Raw genomic sequence first — 21,808 nt, forward strand, 5'->3', positions numbered from 1 at the left:
TGCAAATGCAATTTACTTAAAATAGTTTTGTTACTAAAATAATTATAGTATGTCATTAGTAATTTTAGCACACCCCAATTATGATAAATCTTTTGCTAACAAAACGATTATTGAAGAGCTAAAGAGCAACAACATGAATATTGAAATCAGGGATATCTATGCATTATATCCTGATTATGATATTGATGTAAGAGAAGAACAGAAAGCTCTTTTACGCCATAGGAACATTATTTTTCAATACCCGTTTTATTGGTACAATATGCCGGCCATTTTAAAGCACTGGTTTGATAGGGTATTTGAGTATCAATTTGCTTATGGTTCAAAAGGAGATAAACTAAAGGACAAAAACTTTATACCGAGTTTTACAGTAGGTTCATCAGAAAGAAGTTACACCGCTTTAGGCTTTCAGCATTTTCGTGTGTATGAATTTTGTAAACACCTTGAGCAGACAGCTTACCATACCCAAATGAATTACATTGAGCCGATTTATTTTCATGGTACTTCGCTAGCTGCGGGCTATACTGAGGAAGAAATAAGAGTCAATGCAAGACTGCACGCAAAAAAATTGATACAAACGTTGATAGAGTTGGAAAGATAGCGACTTCTATTCGCGGATTCTGGCGAATTGTCAAAACTGAGTGAATAAAAATAAATAGTCTGAGCACCGCGCTATTTTCTGCTGACCATTTTTCGATCTTATATGGAGTATATTACGATAATAATCTTTTAAATTTCTGACTTTTTAAACAAACGCTAAATGTAATCGAATGTTGAATTATCGGTTTTACGAGAACGGCCTAATCTCACACAGGAAAAACTTTGAGAAAATCAGACATTTCCATAAGAACTATTAAAGGTATTGAATGCCGGCAGAAACCAAAACCCAATGGTAAGATAGCCGAGCCTTTTTTTTATAATTTTAAAAGCTATCAGGAAGAAATGCTAAAGAAGAATAGAAAGTAGTCTGCTGCCAAAAAATCAAAATAGTAATGCGATAGGTCTGAACGGAAAAGTCTACTGGATTTGTCCGATAAATTGGATGATAATAGTAGTCTATCACTAAATAGAATGGTTAGGCAAGCAACGAAATGTCTACCAATTCACTTCATAAAATAATTCTCAGGGGCTATAAAATTTTATTTGGTGTACCAATGATTTTGATTTAGTAAATTTATCACTATATTAATTTCGTCGTTCGTACCAATTATAAGAATTTGCCAAATGAAATCTCCTAAAGAAGCTGCTACCCTGGAAAAACTTAAAAATGGAGACCTAAATTCGTTTAATGAAATTTATTTCCATTATTCGCCGAAGATCTATATTAGATTGATTAAATTGGTGAAAAATCAAACTATTGCAGAAGAAATCTTACAAGAAGTATTTACCAAAATATGGCTCAAACGTGAAAAAATTGACCCTAATAAAGGATTTGTCTCATTTCTCAATCATATTTCGGATAATTTGGCCATGGATTTTTTTCGAAAAGTGCAGAGAGACAAGGCCCTTCAGTTGGAAATTTGGGCTTCAGCAATAGAACTCTATTATCATACCGAAGAAAAACTGTTTTTCAAAGATAAACAACAGATGTTAACCAATGCAATCGACTCCCTTAGCCCCAAACGAAAGGAGATTCTGATGCTCAATAAATTTGAAGACAAAAGTTATAAGGAAATTGCCGATTTATTGGGGATTTCAGTCTCTACAGTGAGTAATCAACTCGTGAGCGCACTCAAAGATATCAAAGAATATATTCAAAAAAATTACCGAGACGAGTATATAATCAGTCTTTTTGCAGCCTTTTTATTTAAGCTATAAAAAAAATAAAAAAGCAATAGTGTGTTTCTCTTTGCCAAACGTATAGAGTAACAAATACAGCAATGTATTGAACTAATTATAGAAAATTTGAAAGAGCAATCCTTTAAAGATCAATTGTTGGCGTATATCCACAACCGCTTGGATGTGCAGTATTATGAGTCATTTTTTGACGAAATGGCCGAGATAGATGCTGCAATTCTGGAATTATGGATCGCTCAGATGCTGGATCAGGATGAAGGACAAGCATTACAACAAATTCCGTTACCAGATTTAAACGTGGTTCATCGGAAAGTACTCGATCATATTTATGCCGTAGATCCGCCCAAAACTATGCCAATTCAGAGAATCAGCCCGTGGGCCTGGGCTTCCTGTGCCGCCGTGCTAATTTGCGTACTGTCGATTCTCTTTTTGAAAAATTTCTCAACCTCAACAAAAGAACAGGTTACCTGGTATGAAAATAAAAATGCTTATACAATCAATGCTCAGCTTCCTGATAGCACGACGGTTATCCTTTATCCACATGCAAAAATCGGATTCGAATATAGTGGCCGAGGCCACCGCGACGTACATCAGGTGCAAGGGCGAGTTATTTATAATGTGCACAAAAACAAAAATGCACCTTTTCAAGTCAATTACAAAGGATATTTAACCACTGCCTTAGGGACAATATTTAGCGTAGATCCAATGGATGCCGATCATGTACTGATAAAATTAATGGAGGGCAAAATCTCGGTCGGATCAGTTACAGCAGAGCACCGAAATTTAATATACCTCAAACCAAAAGAGGAAGTATTGGTTAATTTAAAACTGCAGCAGATGATTAAGTTTTCGGAGCCTGAATTGACAAAATCTCAGCCTGCTCGTGTGGATAAGGAGTTAAGAAAACTCATTCCACATCTAACCACCGCCAATGTCGAATGGACCAATCAGTCTGTCAAATTTAACCAAACCAAAAACGTTCAACTCTTAAGAGTAATCGAAAGCCTTTATGATGTTTCGATTATATGCGATAATCCTGATTTGCTCAACAGTTCCTTTACAGGAAGTTTAAATAGCAAAGAATCGCTAGCCAATTTTTTGACCAGCTTCTGTCAATTGAACGGTTGTACATTCCAAGTGAACAATGGTATTGTCAACATCAGTAATTCGGGAAGAAAGGAGGACGTACAGTAAGAGAGAATCAAGCCAACGCGGAAAAATAAACCAAAATATAAATCAGAATAACCAACTGTAAACAATTATGAAGCATATTCTAATCAAATTAATGCTCGTGGGATTGCTATTTCCATACTTTTCTGTAGGATTTGCGCAATCAAACCTGAAAGTAAATGGTAAAATAGTAGACAACGAAGGTAATACATTACCCGGTGCAACTATTGATCTTGTCCACGAGAAGAGCAGCAAAAAGCTCCATTTTGTGGCCGATAACAATGGATTGTTTGTTTTAACGCCACTTGTAGCTGGCGAAAATTATACGATCTATGCACACCATCTCGGCTACGATACCGATTCTGTTAAGCATTTTGTGGCAACCGCTACCAGCAAAAACACCGTGCTTATCCGTCTGAAATCACACACCGGAATGATAGACGAAGTTGTTGTCGTCGGTTATGGTGTTCAAAAAAAGGTGAATTTGACGGGCGCTGTTTCCGCCGTATCGGGTGAAGATCTGAATAATAGACCCGCTGGACAAACTTCGTCGGCCCTACAGGGCATGGCCTCGGGAGTAACCGTGACGCAGCGTTCTGGTAAGCCGGGAGCGGACGGTGCGGATATCCGTATTCGCGGTATCGGTACACTTGGCAACGCGGCGCCTTTAGTACTGATTGATGGGATTGAAGGCTCCATCAATAATATCGACCCCAATTTAATAGAGAATATTTCCATATTAAAAGATGCCGCATCGGCGTCGATCTATGGCTCGAGAGCTGCCAATGGTGTCATCTTGGTCACGACGAAAAGAGGAAGTTCTGATAAAGTCGCTATTGCCTACAATAATTATTTTGGCTGGCAGTCCGCAACCAATATGCCCAAAATCGTCAATGCCCTAGATCATATGCTGCTGACGAACGAAGCGTATACCAATGTTGGTGCGAGTCCATTATATCCAGAAGATATCATTGCCGCCTACCGTAGTCAGGGCAACGGTAGTTCGGACGAGTATCCCAATACTGATTGGCAAAAGGAATCCTTGCAGGGGAATGGATTTCAGCAAAGCCATTTTCTGACAGTCAATGCGGGCACAAACAAAGTTAAAATGCTGACTTCGGTCGGTTATTTCGACCAGAAGGGCTTAACACTGAATAGTTCGTTTAAGCGCTATACCATCCGCAACAACGTGGATGTTAAATTCTCAGATCAGCTCGCCGTTAAATTTGACTTTCAATACGTCAATCCGATCGTCACCTCACCAGCAGCGAGCATCGAAGAACTTTTTCAGTGGATGAGCAGTATTCCCGCCAATCAATCCTTCAGAAATTCCAATGGTACCTGGGGATTGGGCTGGAATGGTAATAATCCCGTCTCGGCCGCGGCTGATGGTGGTGTTGCTACCAACAAAAGTCCATTTGGCAGTATCAATGCATCATTGATCTACAGACCCAAAGAATGGTTGACCGCCGAGGTCAATTATGCACCTAAATATGCGACGCAGGTAAATAAGAATTTCCGAAAAGCAGTACAATCCTATTTTCCAGATGGTACGCCGAGCTTCTCGGTCCCTGTGCGTACAGCACTTACTCAATACAATAGCCAAGAACTTTTTAATAATATGCGGGCGACCCTTACGCTAAACAAAGATTTTGGTCCGCATCAGCTGAAAGCATTGATTGGTGGTTCGCGTGAAGACTACAAAATTGACTACTCCCAGGGTTTTAGAGACACCTACGTTCTCCCTGACTATGAAGTGCTCAATGCCGGGTCGGCACTGAATCAGTCGGCTACAGGTAGTGCCTCCGAGTGGGCGTTACAATCTTTATTTTCCCGCATCAATTACGTTTTCAGAGATCGTTATCTTTTGGAACTCAATGCACGCTACGATGGTTCGTCCAGGTTTGCCAAAGGTAATCGCTATGGCTTTTTCCCGTCGGCGTCTGCCGGATGGCGTTTTTCTGAGGAGCAGTTCCTAACAGCATCCAAGGGCTGGCTTACAGAGGGAAAAATCAGGGCGTCATGGGGTAAACTGGGAAACCAGAATATCGGTACCTATCCAGCCGTGGCCTCTTTAAACCTAGGTTCTTACACATTGGGCAATGGCATCGTCAATACGGCAGCGCTAAATGATATGTCCAATCCTGATATTACATGGGAGTCTACAGAAGAGAAAAATATCGGAATTGATCTTACCTTATTTAAGCGATGGACTATTACCGCAGATCTATACAACAGAAAAACCAGTGATATATTATTACAGCTGGACATCCCGCTCATCATTGGTTTGAATAAGCCTTATCAAAACGCAGGCGTCGTTGAAAATAAAGGGTGGGAGCTTTCCATGGGCTATCGAAGCGATCCGGCCAAAGACTTTAAATATAATTTTACATTCAACCTCTCTGATGTCAAAAACAAAGTGCTTGATATGCGAGGAATCAATCAGACTGGTCTAACGGTTAATCGGGAAGGCTACCCAATTAATTCGATCTTTGGCTATGTTTCGGAAGGCTTTTTCCAGACTGCCGACGAAGTGAAAGCACATGCCACACAGTTTGGTACCTTGGCGCCGGGTGACCTCAAATACCGTGATCAAAATGGCGATGGCGTAGTTAATGAGTCCGATAAGGTCATTATCGGGAGTACCATTCCAAGATATACCTATTCGCTCAACTCCAATTTCAGTTTCAAGGGATTCGATCTCAGTTTTCTGTTGCAGGGTGTGGGGAAAGCCGATGGCTACCTCTACGGGGCCGGTATACAGCCTTTTACAACAACGGGAGCAATTGGCGGAACGATCCGTGAAGACAATAAAGACCGATGGACGCCTGACCATACTACGGCTAAATATCCGCGGCTCGCTTTCGGACAGAATAATAACCAGCAGTCCTCCCAATTCTGGATGAAAAATGCCGCCTATCTTCGCCTGAAAAATTTGCAGCTCGGCTATACCTTTCAGGCTGAGCTGCTAAAGTCCATCGGACTGAATAAACTTCGGGTATTTGTTAATGGTTCAAACTTATTCAGCGTAGATAAATTTTGGGACGGTTATGACGTCGAAGCACCAGTAGGTTATGGTAACTTTTACCCACAGGTAAAGGTCTATTCTTTTGGATTGGATATTACATTATAAACTTGGCTTGTATGAAAACTCTAAATAAACTCGCGTTATATATGCTGTCGATTGCAGTTCTCCTTTTGGTGGGGGCATGCGAAAAATACCTAGACAGATCTCCCTTGGATGGCCCTTCGGACGAAAATTATTTCAAAAATCAGGATGAACTGACATTGGTTGTCAATGGTTTGTACAGTGCCTTGGCATTTCACCCTACGGACGACATGCCGATCAATCTCACACTTGATGATGCCACCGATATTGGGTGGGACCGTAATACCTCTGATCTACAGGCTGTGGGAAGAGGAGACCACGATAGTAACAATGGCTACATCCGGAATATCTGGACCAATTCTTATAAGGTCATTGGCAAATGTAATTTCATCCTGGATAATATCCAAAAGTTGGATGGAAAGATGGATGCCAACCTCCAAAAGCGTTATAAAGCCGAAACACAGTTTATCCGGGCTTATGTCTACCAATATCTGATCGATTACTTTGGCGGAGTGCCCCTTGTAACGAGTGGCCTAAGCCTTGCTGATGCGAATGTTCCGAAAACATCGCAGGCTGAAATTGCTAGCTTCATCCTCAAAGAACTTGCTGAAGCATCAGCTATTTTGCCGGTGAGCTATGGCTCGGCAGATGTAGGACGCGCTACCAAAGGAGCGGCTTTGGCAATACGGGCTCGGGCAGCACTTAATAACGGACTTTGGGAAGAAGCAGCCCGTTCGGCCAAAGAAGTCATGGACCTGAAAGTATACGCCTTACACGCTGATTTTGGCCAATTATTTACCTATGATGGGCAGGCTTCCAAGGAGATTATTTTTGCTTTTCAATATTTACGGTTACAAAAAACAAAGACCCACAGTGCTACGCGCGGATTTCTGTCGCGCAATGCACAAGGGACTTCCAACAAAATTCCATCGCAATCCATCGTTGATAGCTATCTCTGTACCGACGGATTGGCCATTGACAAATCTTCCAGATTTGATCCTAAAAAACCATTTGCCAATCGTGATCCACGCTTGGGATACACCATTGCGCTCCCTGGAACCACATTTTTTGGTTTTCAGTTTGAGACCCATAAGGATAGTATAACCTGTTGGAACTATACATACAATACATCTACGGCAGTACGTATCCAAAATCAGGATGCGATCAATGCTTATGCGACCTTTTCTGGTTATTGTTGGAAAAAATATGTCGATATAAAGGACAAAGATTTTACCATGGAATCGGAGTTAAATATTATTCAGAGCCGCTATGCCGAAGTGTTGTTGATTTACGCCGAGGCGATGGTCGAAAACAATACGATCGACCAGACTGTCTATGACGCAATCAACAGCATCAGGCAGCGCCCTACAGTCGATATGCCGGCAATCGCGAGTAATAAAACGCAAGCTGAGCTGCGCGAGATCATACGGAAAGAAAGACTTTACGAATTAGCCAATGAAGGCTTTCGCTTAGTCGATTTGAGACGTTGGAAACTGGCCGATAAATTTATGAATTCGACGCTCTATGGCCGCATTCCAAAAGGCTTGCTGGCCAATGCGCCGACGATCGATGCGGATAATTACGTGAATTATAAAAATGTCACTAATCAGAAAGACATGCGGGTTATCGAGCTCCGAAAGTTCGATCCCAACAAGAATTACCTATGGCCGATCCCGAATATTGAAATTGTAACCAATAAAAACCTGGAACAAAATCCAGGCTATTAAATCCGAAGATGATGAAGAAAACACTTTTATTGACTATTGGGCTTTTGACCATGTTTTGGCATTTAGTCAATGGGCAAACAGACAGACAGGTAGATCTATGTATTTATGGCGCCACCTCAGCCGGCGTAATAGCCGCCTACACCGCTTCGCAGGCCGGAAAATCAGTTTTACTGATTGATCCTGGTACACGGGTGGGCGGGCTCAGCTCCGGCGGATTGGGGCAGACGGATATCGGAAACAAATATGTCGTCACAGGACTCGCTCTTGATTTTTATCGCAAAATAGGCAAGCACTATGGCAGTTTTGAACAATGGATTTTTGAACCCAAGGTAGCCGAATCTATTTTTAAGGACTATCTGGTACATGCTAACACACCAATGTTAATGGGACATCGTTTGGTAGCCGTAAAGACCGACAACCGATCGATTAAAACCATTTCACTGCTTCCAAGTGAGCAAAGGGATGGCAAAAAAATAACTGTAGCCGCCAAAATATTTATGGACTGCAGCTATGAGGGTGACCTCATGGCCAAAGCTGGCGTGTCCTATCACGTTGGGCGAGAGTCAAATAGCACCTATGGAGAGACAATTAATGGTGTGCAGTTACTTGACGGTCATCAGTTTCCGGACGGTGTAGATCCCTATAAGAAAAAAGGTGATCCTAAGAGCGGTATTTTATGGGGGATCAATACGGAGCCTTTAAAAGAAAATGGAACGGGAGACACCAAGGTTCAAGCCTATAATTATCGGATCACATTGACTAATGTCCCTGAAAATAGAATAGCAATCACCAAACCCTACAATTACGACGCAACCAAATATGAACTCTTAAAGCGCCAAAAGGAGATACAGCCCTGGAAGAGTATTCAGGACGTATTTATCTGGAGTCTGATGCCCAATGGAAAGACTGATATCAATAACAGGAATGGATTTTCCACAGATATGATTGGCATGAACTGGCGTTATCCCGAAGCCGATTATTTCGAACGGAAAGAGATTATTCAGGCCCATGAAGATTACACCAAAGGTCTGTTATATTTTGTTGCCACCGATAGTTCGGTACCGGAGGCGATCCGAAGCGAATTTCAAAAATGGGGATACCCCAAAGATGAATATCTTGACAATAGGCATTGGTCTCCACAATTATATATCCGCGAAGCCCGAAGGATGATTGCTGATGTCGTCATGACCCAAGACCACTGTCAGGGTCGTGCGCTAGTCGCCGATGGCGTAGGCTATGCTGCGTATACCATGGACTCGCACAACTGCGATCGTGTGATCGTGAATGGCATGGTCAAAAACGAGGGCAATGTTGAGGTCGGTGGTTTCGCCCCCTTTCCGATTTCCTATAGGGCCATTGTGCCCAAAAAAGAAGAAATCAACAATCTTGTTGTCCCCGTATGTCTGTCGGCAAGCCACATCGCTTTTGGCTCCATCCGCATGGAGCCCGTGTTTATGGTATTGGGGCAATCTGGTGCTGTGGCCGCTTGCGAAGCAATCGACAACAAAATAGCCGTTCAAGATGTTGATATTAAACGCGTGCAAAAAATATTGCGGGAAAACCCGAAAGCAGATGGCCGGATGGCCGATTATATTATTCACGTCGAAAATAAAGATCAAGTGATGTTGAAAGGAACTTGGCGTAAATCCGCAAAAAAAGGTTATGGTATGAGTTATCAGGAAGTGGATACTGATCTCGCTGCTGTCGCACGTTTTACGCCTGGAAAAGATTTTGCCGCTGGGAAGTATAAACTTTATAGCTATTTTCCAAAAACTGCCGAAAGCGCGGAAGCCGGAAAATTCATTATTCATACCGGAAAGACAAGGATCGAAAAAAATATAAATTTCAAGGAGGTCCATATTCTCGGACAGACAACCAGTACCTGGGTAGCACTCGGTGAATATGAATTTGAAAACGGAGGCAACAAGCCTTATGTTGAGATTATGCCAGCCGCAAAGGGCGTTTTGGCTGCAAATGCCATCTTGTGGGTTCCGGTTTCAGATCAAAATTAATTACATATGCAAAAGATAAAAATAGGGTTAAAATTAGTGCTTGCCTTGGCTTTTCTACAGGCTGAAGCGCAGCATTTGACCAAAAAGGTAGATGTTTTGGTTTATGGAGGAACTCCTGCGGCGATTACTGCCGCATTGCAAGTGAAGAAGGCCGGTAAGTCTGTAATCATCTTATCGCCCGATCAGCATTTAGGAGGTCTGAGTTCGGGCGGACTTGGCTTTACCGATACCGGGAATAAAGCAGTTATTGGTGGCCTTGCCAAAAAATTCTATCAGGACGTATACGATCATTATTCGAAAGAATCGAGCTGGAACTGGCAGTCCCGTACGTCGTTTGGCAATCGGGGGCAGGGCACCGTCGCGATGGACAGTGCGCATGGGACGATGTGGATCTTTGAGCCTCATGTCGCCGAGGGTATTTTTGATGCCTGGGTGCGCGATCATCAGATTGATGTGGTCCGTGGAGCTTATTTAGATCGGCAGGAAAGTGCCATTCAAAAAGAATCCACAGCCATCAAATCGATTAAGACCTTAGATGGAACAGTCTACGAAGCAAAAATATTTATTGATGCCACTTATGAAGGCGATCTAATGGCGCTGGCCAAAGTAGGCTATACGATCGGGCGGGAGGCCAATAAGACTTATGGGGAGCAGTGGAACGGTGTACAGACCGGAGTCTTTCAGCACCGGCATCACTTTATTGCGCAAATTAGCCCCTATAAACGCGAGGGAGATCCTGGCAGTGGCCTGGTGTTCGGCGTTTCTGCAGAAGATCCCGGGGAATATGGCGCTGCAGATCAGAAGCTGCAGGCCTATTGCTTTCGGATGTGCCTGACCAATGATGCCCGAAATCGAAAGGCCTTTGCTAAGCCTGTTGGCTACGATCCACAGCACTATATTCTTCTGCAACGTTTATTCCGTGCCGGCTGGGACGAAGCCTTTCAAAAATTTGATCTGGTGCCCAATCATAAGACTGATGCCAACAACCATGGTCCGTTCAGCACCGATTTTATTGGGATGAACTATAGCTATCCTGAAGCGAGCTATGCGGAACGCAAATCCATTATCGATGCCCATCGCCGGTATCAACAGGGCCTATATTATTTTATGGCCAATGATCCTTCGGTCCCAGCAGCAATCAGGACAAAGATGGCCGATTGGGGACTTGCAAAAGACGAATTTCAAGATAATGACAATTGGCCTTTTCAGCTGTATATCCGCGAAGCAAGGCGGATGATAGGGCAATATGTGACGACCGAACATAATATTCTAGGGAAGAGCAGCGTAGAAAATCCGATCGGCATGGGCTCCTATACGTTGGATTCCCACAATGTACAACGCTATGTGACCAAGGAAGGATACGTTCAAAATGAAGGTGATATCGGTGTTCATGTACCACGGCCTTATGCTATTTCCTATGGATCGATCATCCCAAAGAGCGATGAATGTACAAATTTGCTTGTCCCGGTCTGCGTATCCAGTTCACATATTGCCTTTGGTTCCATTCGTATGGAGCCCGTATTTATGGTGCTGGGGCAAAGTGCTGGTGCCGCTGCAGTATTGGCACTTGATCATGATCTTGTTGTGCAGCATGTCGATTACGGGCTATTAAAAAAGGAGCTGTTGAAAGCAGGACAAGTATTGGAACAAAAATAATATATTGCGTTAGAATTATACTTAGATATATGATGGATTTGGCTAATATGAATGCCCTCACGCTGGTATTTGCGTCAATTTTAATTTTTGCGCTCGCATACCGCTTTTACGGAATTTTCATGGCGCAGAAAGTGCTACGTCTCAACGATGCGGTAGCGACTCCAGCGGTCGAGTTTGCTGATGGCCATGATTACGTTAAGACGGACCGTAAGGTCTTGTTTGGGCATCATTTTGCCGCAATAGCCGCGGCAGGGCCATTGGTAGGTCCGGTGCTTGCTGCACAGTTTGGTTATCTTCCTGGGGCGCTTTGGATTTTGATCGGCTGTGTTCTGGGCGGTGGAGTGCATGATATGGTTGTCCTGTTTGCTTCTGTACGGCACAAAGGGCAGAGTCTTGCTACTATTGCGTCCAAGGAGATCGGCCCCGTTGTCGGGGGTATAGCCGGTATAGCCGTTCTGTTTATTCTGATCCTCACTTTGGCCGGTCTATCCCTGGCCTGCATCAGCGCCATGCACGAAGCCCCCTGGTCCTTATTTACCATTATTCTGACTATGCCAATTGCGATATTTATGGGACTCTTGATGCGGTATAAAACAGGGTCTGTTACATTGGCTAGTGTTTTGGGGGGAATTTTATTGATCGTTGGCATCATAGGAGGGCATCGTTTGATGGAGATTCCGGGCGTACATAACCTGTTCGATTGGGATGTCAAGACCATTTCAATCGCGATTGCTGTTTACGGATTTTTAGCATCAGTCTTACCCATCTGGCTGCTTCTGGTGCCACGTGATTACCTTTCCACCTATCTCAAGATCGGTACGATCCTGATGCTGGCCATAGGCATTGTCTTTGTTCATCCGACCATACAGATGCCAGCGCTGACGGATTTTATCCATGGTGGTGGGCCTGTGATCGGCGGACCTGTGCTGCCATTTATCTTTATCGTGATCGCTTGCGGTGCAATTTCGGGTTTCCATGCGATTATTGCCACCGGAACTACGCCTAAGATGCTGGGAACCGAAAGGGAAATTCTTTTTGTAGGGTATGGTGCAATGCTGGTTGAGGGATTTGTTGCTTTAATGGCATTGATCGCTGCCTGTACCTTACTGCCCGGCGACTATTTTGCGATCAACACACCAGTCGGTGATTATGCAGGATTTTTGGCACAACATCCCGAATTAAAAGCGGTAGATCTGCAGCATTTTTCAGATCGGATAGGCGTAGACCTCCACGGCCGTACGGGGGGCGCCGTGTCCCTCGCCGTCGGGATGGCCCATATTTTTGATAATGTTCCTTTTATGGACAATGTGATGGCTTATTGGTATAATTTTGCTATCATGTTTGAAGCCGTGTTTATTCTCACAGCTATCGATGCCGGTACGCGGGTCGGACGGTTCTTTTTGCAGGAAATGCTGGGCAATGTCTTTCCGGCATTCAAAGATAAGGATTGGAAACCGGGCGTTTGGTTATGCAGCGCTATTTTTACTTTTTCATGGGGCTATCTTGTTTTTACGGGAAATGTAAGCAGTATCTGGCCGCTATTTGGAATCAGCAACCAGCTGTTGGCTGCCTGTGGGCTTATTGTCTGTACGACAATGCTTATTCGGATGAATCGGGGGAAATATGCCTTAATTACGGCAATTCCGGGCGTATTTATGGCTGGAATTACCTTTTGGGCGGGCTATCTACAGGTGATGGATATTTATTTGCCTAAGGGACAGCTGCTATTAGCTTCATTGGCGATATTAGCTATGCTTTTGATGCTGCTTGTCTTTATAGGTACGTTCCGTAAATGGTATCAGTTATTTAAAACTGAGGCTAAATTTATCGACCAAAATGGAGAATCTGTCAAAGAATTGGTTGACCGTTAAGGGGAAGTTTCAAACCACACTCAAAATTATAATTAAACTTTTTTAATTTCTTATTTATTACTTTTTTTAAATTCAAAAGTAATAAATAGGTTATTTAAATACTTTTTTTGCGGATTTTTATTACTCTTAAATTATATTGTAAGTTTTTTAATGGGAAATGTGTTCCTAATTAAGTACTATATTTTGTGCTAAAGGGAGCGTGATTTTCGATAACGTTACCGCTACTTTATCCGGTTAAAGTGTTGGATTTTTAGGCTTTTAGATCTTTCTTTGGGTTATAACGCAATTGAATAAACTAAAAATCTTAACCCTAAATGGATAAATTATGATAGTTCATATCCACAGTAATCCAACATTTTTAGTAGGCACGATGCTGAGCTGTCTCTTCCTTTGGACAGGTCTAGCTTCGGCACAGACTACAACAATACAGGGACGTGTCACCAATTCGACCGATGATGCCGCATTGGAAGGTGTAACGATCACTAATCTGAGTATGGCTGCTGCAGCACGGACAGACAAACAGGGAAATTTTAATATCAGAGCGAATGCAGGGGATAGGCTCAAAGTTTCGCTGCTGGGTTTTAAGACAGTCGAAATTGCTGTTCCCTCCACGGGTAATCTCCAGATAGCACTTAACGAAGAAAGTCGACAGATTGATGAAGTGGTGGTTACTGCGTTGGGTATCAAACGTCAGACCAGGGGGCTGACCTATGCGACACAACAACTGGATGGAAGTGCAGTCAATGATGCGCGCGACAACAGTGGCAACGTACTGAGTAGTCTGACGGGTAAAGTCGCTGGTGCTGTCGTGACTACAGCGGCTACGGGCCCCGGAGCCTCCGCCAAAGTGGTTTTGCGGGGCAACAAATCCATCTCCGGTAATAACAATGCGCTCATCGTGGTGGATGGTATACCTTATGATAATTCCAGTGCACAACAAGCTACCGGAACAACCTACAATTATGGGACGAGCGATGGCGCTGCGAATATCAACCCGGACGATATAGAATCCATCAATGTGCTCAAAGGCCCTTCGGCTGCTGCGCTATACGGTAGCAGGGCCGCAAATGGTGCCATATTGATTACAACGAAACAAGGTAAGGCTGGTCGGTATAATATTGATTATAATGGTAGTGCATCCTTAGATCAGGTCAACTTGCTCAGTAAATTCCAGAATACCTACGGGCGGGGAAATGGAGGTGTCAGTGGTACGAATGTCGGTGAGAGCTGGGGACCACAAGGGCAAACCTATAAAAATAATGTCCGCGATTTCTTTGAAAATGCGACCTCCTTCAACAATAGCATTAGCACCTATGGAGGGACGGAAAAAGTGCAGGGTTATGTTTCTTATACAAACAATAAAATCGGAGGCATTGTTCCTGGCAACGACTTGAAACGTAATAGCTTGAATCTTCGCGTCAATACGGAACTGATCCCAAAACTAAAAACAGATGTAAAGCTCAATTACGTTAACCAGCAGATTGACAATCGTCCGCGTTTAGGCGATATGGGAATCCCCGTGGAAGTGTACGTGATGCCGCGGGATATGGATGAGGCTGAACTTAAAGACTTTGAGGATATTGATCCGGTTACCGGTGAGCCGCAGCGGAAGTACTGGTCCGGTTCTGCTGTATACGACAATCCGTATTGGAGTACCAACCGCACCTCGGTCAATGAAGTACGCGATCGCATTACCGCATTGGGTTCGGCAACCTATCAGTTGACGGATTGGCTAAATGTAATGGGAAGATTCAGTTATGATAAATACATTGATAAGACAACCGGATCATTCTACGCAGGTACTGTTTCTCTTGGCGATGTCCGTCCCGGAGGTAAATATTATGAAACACATGCGCGCTATCAGGAACGCAACTTTGATTTGTTGTTCAATGGAAATAATATACTTAACGAGGCGGTCAAAATTAGCTATAATGTTGGTGCAAGTTCCTTAAATCGGGAGTACAGTAGCTTTCAGAATATGGCCAATGGCCTGTCCGTACCGAATGAGTTTAGCCTAACCATGGCTACCACGCCAGAATTTCTACTGATCAACGGTTACCAACGACGTCTAAATTCGGTCTATGGAAGTGCACAGCTGACCTTTTTTGATCATACCTTTCTCGATATGACGGCACGCAACGACTGGACCTCAACCTTAAAATCTCCACACAGTTATTTCTATCCCTCAATCGGCGTATCTACTATTTTCAATGAATGGCTCAGGTTGCCAACCTGGATCAGTTATGGTAAGCTAAGGGCTTCCTATACGCAGGTCGGTAACGATGCGAATCCCTATCTACTTCAACAGTTGTATTCTTTTGGGCTAGGTGCTGGAAAAGGATTTATCTCCCGTTCACCAATAAAGGCAATCCCAGAATTGAAACCTGAGCTGACCAAATCCTATGAAGCGGGGCTGGATATGAAATTCTTTGCCAACAGATTGGGGTTTGACCTGACGATGTACAAAAGTAATACAGTCAATCAGCTTTTGTTTCTTGGGTTGCCAATGGCAAGCGGCTTTAGCAGGCAATACATCAATGCCGGAAATATAGCAAATAAGGGAATTGAAGTCCAATTAACTGCGTCGCCTATAAAAAATGAAAAGCTAGAATGGCAGACCACTTTCAATTTTGCAGCCAATACCAATAAAGTGATTGAACTGCACGAGCGGACAAAACGAGCAACGATTACCGAAAGTACCAAATATGCTTCTGTTGTCGTCAATGAAGGGGAGAAATACGGGGATCTTTACGGTTATAAATGGAAAAGGGATGCGGCGACAGGGAAATATGTGGTTGACGACAGCGGCTTGCCGGTGGTCGAAGCGAATCAAAAATTGGGCAATTTTAACCCCAAGGCCTTATTGGGCTGGTCTAATTCGGTCCGCTATAAGAATTTTACGGTCAATGCCTTAATTGATACACGTATTGGAGGCGAGATCGTATCGGGTACCTCGGCTTATCTAGCGGCTTTTGGAGTAGCTGATTATACCACCGATTACCGGGAAGGAGGTCTGGTGCTCGATGCCGTGGACGTGAGTGGCGCAGCTAATACCAAGGCTATCACATCTCAGCAGCTTTGGACCCGAGTATCGCAGAACGGACGCGATGCCTGGGGAGAATTCTTTACCTATGATATGACCAATGTTCGCTTACGAGAACTATCTGTCAGTTATAAATTTAACCTCAAAAATACCGCTGCGATCAAAAGTGCACAGCTCATGCTGACTGGCCGCAACCTATTTTTCTTTTATCGTGGAAAATCCAAATTGGATATTCCGGGAATAGGCAAAACAGACAACCCCATAGATCCTGAAGCAGCATTGGGAGCGGGTAATTTTCAGGGAATTGAAGTGGGCTTGCCGCCTACTGTCCGTTCCTTTGGGCTGAATGTTAAGTTAACTTTTTAAATCCTTGAACAATGAAAAAAAGCACCCTCTTTACTTCGCTATTCGCACTAAGCTTGTTGTCCTGTACCAAGGACTTTCAGGATATCAATACCGATCCCAACAATATCACGGTGATCACACAGCGTGAATTGCCCTTTATGTTTGCCAAAGCGCAGTCGTCGGCCGCAATGAATCGATCCTTTTATCAAACAGTGCAAAACCTGGGGCCGGATCTATATGCCCAATACTTTGCACTTACTACGAATTCCTTCAGTACGGACCGTTATCTGCTTACTCCAGATTGGCAGCGCCGGTTTTGGACAGTTATTTATGTGGATACCGCACCACAGCTCAAAAGCATTCTCGAAAATACAGAATCCAAATCAGGTGAGGCCGCATTGGCCAATATCATGTGGGTATATGCCTTTCATCGGCTAACAGACCAATTTGGACCGATACCTTATTTCGGTGCTGCCGAGGCCAACGACGTTATTCCTTATGACGCCATGGATAAGATCTATGCAGATTTCTTTGAAAAATTGACTACAGCTGTAGCCAATCTGAAGGCCTTACCAGCCGGAACGAAAATCTTTCAGGGATACGACCTGATCTTCGATGGAAATACCGAAAACTGGATCCGATTTGCTAATTCGCTCCGTTTGCGGTTGGCCTTGCGTATCGCCAAGGTGGATGCCAATCAAGCAAAAGTCGAAGCAGAAGCAGCTGTTGCTGCCGGTCTGATGTCTAGCAATACCCATAATGCCAGTATGCTCAAATCCCTTTCTGGAAATGATACCAATGGATTGGCGCAGGTTGCGGTATGGAACGAGTTTTCAATGAGTTCCACGATTGCTTCATATCTAAAAGGCTATGGCGATCCGCGTTTAGGTATTTATTTTCAACCCAGTTATATTGGAAAGACATTCAATAGTGTGCGAAATGGGGCTACGGCCACGGATTTAGGGAACGTACGTAATCAGTCAGGTTCCAATTCCAATGTCGGTACCTATTGGGTACGTTACAATGGCGTGGCTATAGAAGGAAATTTTACCCAGAATTTCCATGTGATGTGTGCTGCTGAATCTTTTTTCTTAAGGGCCGAAGGGGCGTTGAATGGCTGGAATATGGGCGGTGAGGCCAAGCAACTGTACGAGGAAGGCATCAAAACAAGTATGGAACAATGGGGCATTACAGATGCTACACAGATCAGTAATTACATCGCATCAAACCATGTGCCTATCGCTCCCGGCGATTATCATAATTCGCCAGCTGTAGCCAGTATCCCCGTCAGATGGGCAACAACCGTGGCCGAACAACGTGAACAGATCGGCGTACAGAAGTGGTTGGCGATCTATCCCAACGGTATGGAGGCTTGGGCAGAATATAGACGTACAGGATTCCCAAAAATGTATGCATTGATCCATTCCGACAACCCAGACCTGCCTATTGGGACATTTATTAAAAGATTGCCTTATCCACTGACCGAGGTGACAGACAATCTCGTTGAACTGAGTAAAGGACGTGCACTGCTTGGCGGTACAGACAATGCGGCAACCAAACTCTGGTGGGATGTGGACTAAATTGGGTAAATTACAATGATAGACTTCAAGATCTGGTTAGTTTCTTTCGGCACACTTATGGGATTAAATTCGAGCATTCAAGCACAACAACAACAACAACAAAAAGCGGCGTTGCCCAGCGTATTGGCCATACCTGCTGAGATCGATCCGATAAAGATCATGATGGAAGATCAGGCAGAACAGCTCATCAGGGCTTTGGATGGCGAGAAAGCTGCAAATCCGCAAGATATTATCCAGTTGGTCAGAAAAAACCTGAAACTGGACGGATATGCTATTCCGCCAATGGACATGCAGCTAATTTCGTCAATTGAGCAAGACAATTATACCATTCACAGCCTGATCTTTCAGAGCTTGCCTGGGCTGTATGTTCCCGCAAGCTTATATGTGCCAAAAGGCAAGGGACCATTTCCGGCAATACTCAATAGCCACGGGCATTGGCCACCGGGGCGGCGAAGTGAAATTGTTCAGCGTACGGCCCATATGTTGGCATCCAACGGCTATGTATGTCTTTGTATCGATGCCATGGGGTCGGGCGAGCGCGGACGTGGGCATCAGCATGAGTATCATGGGGCTAATCTTGGGTCGGCACTGCTCGATCTGGGGACACCACTGATGGGTATACAGCTACTTGAAAACAGTCGTGCCATTGATCTGCTCTGTAGCTTACCTGAGGTAGATCCCGAAAGGATTGGGGCTACCGGCGCCAGTGGTGGTGGCAATCAGACGATGTGGCTCGCGGCTATGGATCCGCGGATCAAGGCCGCCGTTCCTGTCGTCAGCGTCGGAACTTTCCGAGCCTATATCATGAACAGCAATTGTGTCTGCGAACTCCATCCCAATGGGCTCCTGCATTTTGAAGAAGGACAACTGTTACAAATAATGGCTCCTAAGGCAATTAAGATTATTTCGGCACTTAAAGATGGTAACGCTGCTTTCAACGCTCATCAGATGCTCAAGTCTTTTCGTATTGCCAAGGAAGCTTTTTCGCGGCAAGGGGTACCAGAACGGATCGATTATGAGCTTTTTGATGAACCACATAGCTATACCACAGAAATGAATATAAGTATGATCAATTGGTTTGATGGGGCATTTGGCGTGACGCGCGAGAAAGGATTGCTGTTGGACAATGTGCTTCTATTGGATACGAATGAGCTTGCAGTACTGAAACATGGGGTTAAGCAAGAGCTGATCCTCAGTATACCAGATTTTATCAGCCGTGTATTTAGTCGGACTGAATCACGGATTGCGACATCCACACTGGATAAAGTCGACTATAAAAAACAGCTACGGGCATTACTTTATACAGGCAGTACCGATAGTTTGCTACGTGTTCAGACGTTGGAATCGCAGCAGGGCTGGCAACGGGTTCTATTGGAGACATCGACGCGACAACTGATTCCATTATTGATCAGCCCGCCTCTTACCAACTCAAATACGCTGCACGTCTATTTCCCCTCGATGGGTAAACAGCAGGTCGCTATGCAGGAAATTGAGGCGCTTCGCAGCAAAGGTGAAGGAGTGGTGCTCATCGATCTCTTTGGGCTCGGAGAGCGCTCTTCAGTTACTGCTGATCAAATCGATGGAGCGTTACCGCGCTTTCATACACTTTCGCGCTCACTGCTCTGGATGGGTCGTAGCATGATGGGCATTTGGGCGTCTGAAATTGGGCTTATCAATGCTTATCTGCAGCAAGAATATAAGTCCAGCAAGCAGACCTTGGTTGCGGACCGGGAGACGGCAATAGCAGCATTGATCAGCAATGTGCTGAATACCTCAGAACCGGAATTACTGCTTCGCGAGCTCCCCATCAGTTATCTGCCGGGCGCAACGGGAGCGCTGGACAGCTACAATATGGCAATCCATATTCCAGGTATTCTCCATTGGGGCGATATTCCGATGCTGCTCGCGCTCAATGAACAGCGAGTCATGGTCGATGGACTTAACCAGTTGGACGGTAAGCCTTGCGAAATAGCAAATAAACAGCAATTAAAAAACAAAGTGCAGCACTATAAGAAGCAATTAAATAACCAAGGAACACTCCTTATCAATTAAATAGTATGGGAACAAATCGAAGATCATTTTTAAAACTGTCTGGGCTAGCCGGAATTGGATTGATGGCTGGCTGTGGACAGGAAAATAAGGCTTCAGCAAAGACAAATCTGGATCATATCCGGCTGGAAGCGGCAAAGAAATATACAGCTACATTTAATATGTCGGGCTACGCGGCCCCCAAAATACCAACTGTAAGAGTCGGTTTTATCGGTGTCGGCAATAGGGGATCTGCTGCAGTGGAACGTATGAGCCAGATTGAAGGTGTTGCGATTAACGGCATCTGTGATGTACGGGCCGAAAAGGCTACCGAAGCAAAGGCAAGGATAAAATCAGCTGGTCACCGCGCGGAGTTATTTACGGAGAATGCCGAACACTGGAAAAAGATGTGTGAACAGGCAGATTATGATCTTATCTATATTGCAACCCATTGGAAATTGCATGCCGAGATGGCGATATATGCCATGGAACAGGGAAAGCATGTCGCTTTGGAGATTCCTGCAGCGACGACGGTGGAAGACTGCTGGCGATTGGTACAAACCTCCGAGAAGACCAAAAAACACTGTGTCATGCTGGAAAATTGTTGCTACGATTACTTTGAACTGCTGACCTTAAACCTAGCTAGACAAGGTTTTTTTGGAGATATCGTCCACTGCGAAGGGGCTTATATCCATGACATTTTGGAGAGTTTTTTTGATGCTGAAAAACGCTTTGATTTTTGGCGCTTAAAGGAAAATGCGACGCGCAACGGGAATCTTTATCCCACCCACGGTCTGGGACCGATCTGTCAGATTCTGAAGGTCAACCGCGGTAATAAGATGGAGTATATGAGTTCGATGTCTTCAAAAGATTTTATGCTAGGGCAGAAAGCCAAAGAGATGGCCGCGACCGATAAGCAATTTGAGTCTTATATAGACAAGCCCTTCCGCGGCAATATGAATATTTCCAATATCCTCACCAATAATGGCAGTACCATAATGTTACAGCATGATGTGAGTTCGCCAAGGCCTTATTCACGCCTCCATCTGATTAGTGGCACCAAAGCCTTTGCGCAGAAATATCCTCTGCCCGGCAAAATTGCTATTGGCCATGCCGATTTCCTGTCGGCCGAAGAGATGACCAAACTGGAACAGCAATATACACCGGGTATAGTCAAAAAGATCGGCGAACTGGCCAAGCAGATCGGTGGTCATGGAGGTATGGATTTTATGATGGACTGGCGCCTGATCGATTGCCTGCGCAATGGTTTACCGATGGACATGGATGTCTATGATGCCGCCAGCTGGAGTGTCATTGGCCCTTTAAGTGAATGGTCGGTCGCCAATGGTTCCCAGCCAATCGAGGTGCCTGATTTTACTGCTGGTCATTGGAAAAGTAATCAGGTACATGATATTGAGCTGGCGAGGGAAACGAGCATAGTATCATCATAAACAAAACACAACGAGAACATTA

At 44.3% G+C, this 21,808-nt stretch carries 12 protein-coding genes; all 12 read left to right on the plus strand.

Translation table 11 applies throughout. From position 1 onward, the window contains the following. The first annotated feature begins 49 nt into the window (after window positions 1–49). The 12 genes from B2W36_RS14835 (at window position 50) to B2W36_RS14890 (ending at window position 21,786) form a co-directional block, all read left to right on the plus strand. A complete protein-coding gene (locus tag B2W36_RS14835) occupies window positions 50–598 on the plus strand; it encodes an NAD(P)H-dependent oxidoreductase (protein WP_293888400.1) in 549 nt (182 codons plus the stop codon). A 623-nt stretch (window positions 599–1,221) separates the two neighbouring features. Continuing rightward, the gene (locus B2W36_RS14840) at window positions 1,222–1,815 is read left to right on the plus strand and encodes an RNA polymerase sigma factor (protein WP_293888402.1); all 594 of its coding nucleotides are present in this window, start codon (window positions 1,222–1,224) and stop codon (window positions 1,813–1,815) included. 87 nt (window positions 1,816–1,902) lie between these two features. Beyond that, a complete protein-coding gene (locus B2W36_RS14845) occupies window positions 1,903–2,988 on the plus strand; it encodes a FecR family protein (RefSeq protein ID WP_293888404.1) in 1,086 nt (361 codons plus the stop codon). Between the two features lie 67 nt (window positions 2,989–3,055). After that, a complete protein-coding gene (locus tag B2W36_RS14850) occupies window positions 3,056–6,097 on the plus strand; it encodes a SusC/RagA family TonB-linked outer membrane protein (protein WP_293888405.1) in 3,042 nt (1,013 codons plus the stop codon). An 11-nt stretch (window positions 6,098–6,108) separates the two neighbouring features. Continuing rightward, a complete protein-coding gene (locus tag B2W36_RS14855; RefSeq protein ID WP_293888407.1) occupies window positions 6,109–7,800 on the plus strand; it encodes a RagB/SusD family nutrient uptake outer membrane protein in 1,692 nt (563 codons plus the stop codon). 8 nt (window positions 7,801–7,808) lie between these two features. After that, on the plus strand, window positions 7,809–9,812 hold the full coding sequence (locus tag B2W36_RS14860; protein ID WP_293888409.1) for an FAD-dependent oxidoreductase: 2,004 nt from the start codon (window positions 7,809–7,811) through the stop codon (window positions 9,810–9,812). A 6-nt stretch (window positions 9,813–9,818) separates the two neighbouring features. After that, entirely contained in the window at window positions 9,819–11,468 is a 1,650-nt protein-coding gene (locus B2W36_RS14865; protein ID WP_293888411.1) for an FAD-dependent oxidoreductase, read from the plus strand. Window positions 11,469–11,497: 29 nt separating this feature from the next. Continuing rightward, window positions 11,498–13,339: a carbon starvation CstA family protein gene (locus tag B2W36_RS14870; RefSeq protein ID WP_293888413.1), complete on the plus strand. Its 1,842-nt coding sequence runs from the start codon at window positions 11,498–11,500 to the stop codon at window positions 13,337–13,339. 325 nt (window positions 13,340–13,664) lie between these two features. Then, window positions 13,665–16,748 (plus strand): SusC/RagA family TonB-linked outer membrane protein, encoded by a 3,084-nt coding sequence (locus tag B2W36_RS14875; RefSeq protein ID WP_293888415.1) that lies wholly within the window; start codon window positions 13,665–13,667, stop codon window positions 16,746–16,748. 11 nt (window positions 16,749–16,759) lie between these two features. Continuing rightward, complete coding sequence (locus tag B2W36_RS14880; protein WP_293888417.1) at window positions 16,760–18,307, plus strand: SusD/RagB family nutrient-binding outer membrane lipoprotein; 1,548 nt, start codon at window positions 16,760–16,762, stop codon at window positions 18,305–18,307. A 15-nt stretch (window positions 18,308–18,322) separates the two neighbouring features. Then, complete coding sequence (locus B2W36_RS14885) at window positions 18,323–20,359, plus strand: alpha/beta hydrolase family protein (RefSeq protein WP_293888418.1); 2,037 nt, start codon at window positions 18,323–18,325, stop codon at window positions 20,357–20,359. Between the two features lie 5 nt (window positions 20,360–20,364). Then, a complete protein-coding gene (locus B2W36_RS14890) occupies window positions 20,365–21,786 on the plus strand; it encodes a Gfo/Idh/MocA family protein (RefSeq protein WP_293888420.1) in 1,422 nt (473 codons plus the stop codon). Window positions 21,787–21,808: the final 22 nt, after the last annotated feature.

Origin of the sequence: Sphingobacterium sp. UBA3549 (assembly GCF_002376635.1) — a bacterium.
Classification (GTDB): domain Bacteria; phylum Bacteroidota; class Bacteroidia; order Sphingobacteriales; family Sphingobacteriaceae; genus Sphingobacterium.

Excerpts from the sequence above, each read along its gene's own strand:
- B2W36_RS14835 (WP_293888400.1), top strand. The coding sequence starts at position 50 with ATGTCATTAGTAATTTTAGCACACCCCAATTATGATAAATCTTTTGCT.
- B2W36_RS14840 (WP_293888402.1), top strand. The coding sequence starts at position 1,222 with ATGAAATCTCCTAAAGAAGCTGCTACCCTGGAAAAACTTAAAAATGGA.
- B2W36_RS14850 (WP_293888405.1), top strand. The coding sequence starts at position 3,056 with ATGAAGCATATTCTAATCAAATTAATGCTCGTGGGATTGCTATTTCCA.
- B2W36_RS14855 (WP_293888407.1), top strand. The coding sequence starts at position 6,109 with ATGAAAACTCTAAATAAACTCGCGTTATATATGCTGTCGATTGCAGTT.
- B2W36_RS14860 (WP_293888409.1), top strand. The coding sequence starts at position 7,809 with ATGATGAAGAAAACACTTTTATTGACTATTGGGCTTTTGACCATGTTT.
- B2W36_RS14865 (WP_293888411.1), top strand. The coding sequence starts at position 9,819 with ATGCAAAAGATAAAAATAGGGTTAAAATTAGTGCTTGCCTTGGCTTTT.
- B2W36_RS14870 (WP_293888413.1), top strand. The coding sequence starts at position 11,498 with ATGATGGATTTGGCTAATATGAATGCCCTCACGCTGGTATTTGCGTCA.
- B2W36_RS14875 (WP_293888415.1), top strand. The coding sequence starts at position 13,665 with ATGATAGTTCATATCCACAGTAATCCAACATTTTTAGTAGGCACGATG.
- B2W36_RS14880 (WP_293888417.1), top strand. The coding sequence starts at position 16,760 with ATGAAAAAAAGCACCCTCTTTACTTCGCTATTCGCACTAAGCTTGTTG.
- B2W36_RS14885 (WP_293888418.1), top strand. The coding sequence starts at position 18,323 with ATGATAGACTTCAAGATCTGGTTAGTTTCTTTCGGCACACTTATGGGA.
- B2W36_RS14890 (WP_293888420.1), top strand. The coding sequence starts at position 20,365 with ATGGGAACAAATCGAAGATCATTTTTAAAACTGTCTGGGCTAGCCGGA.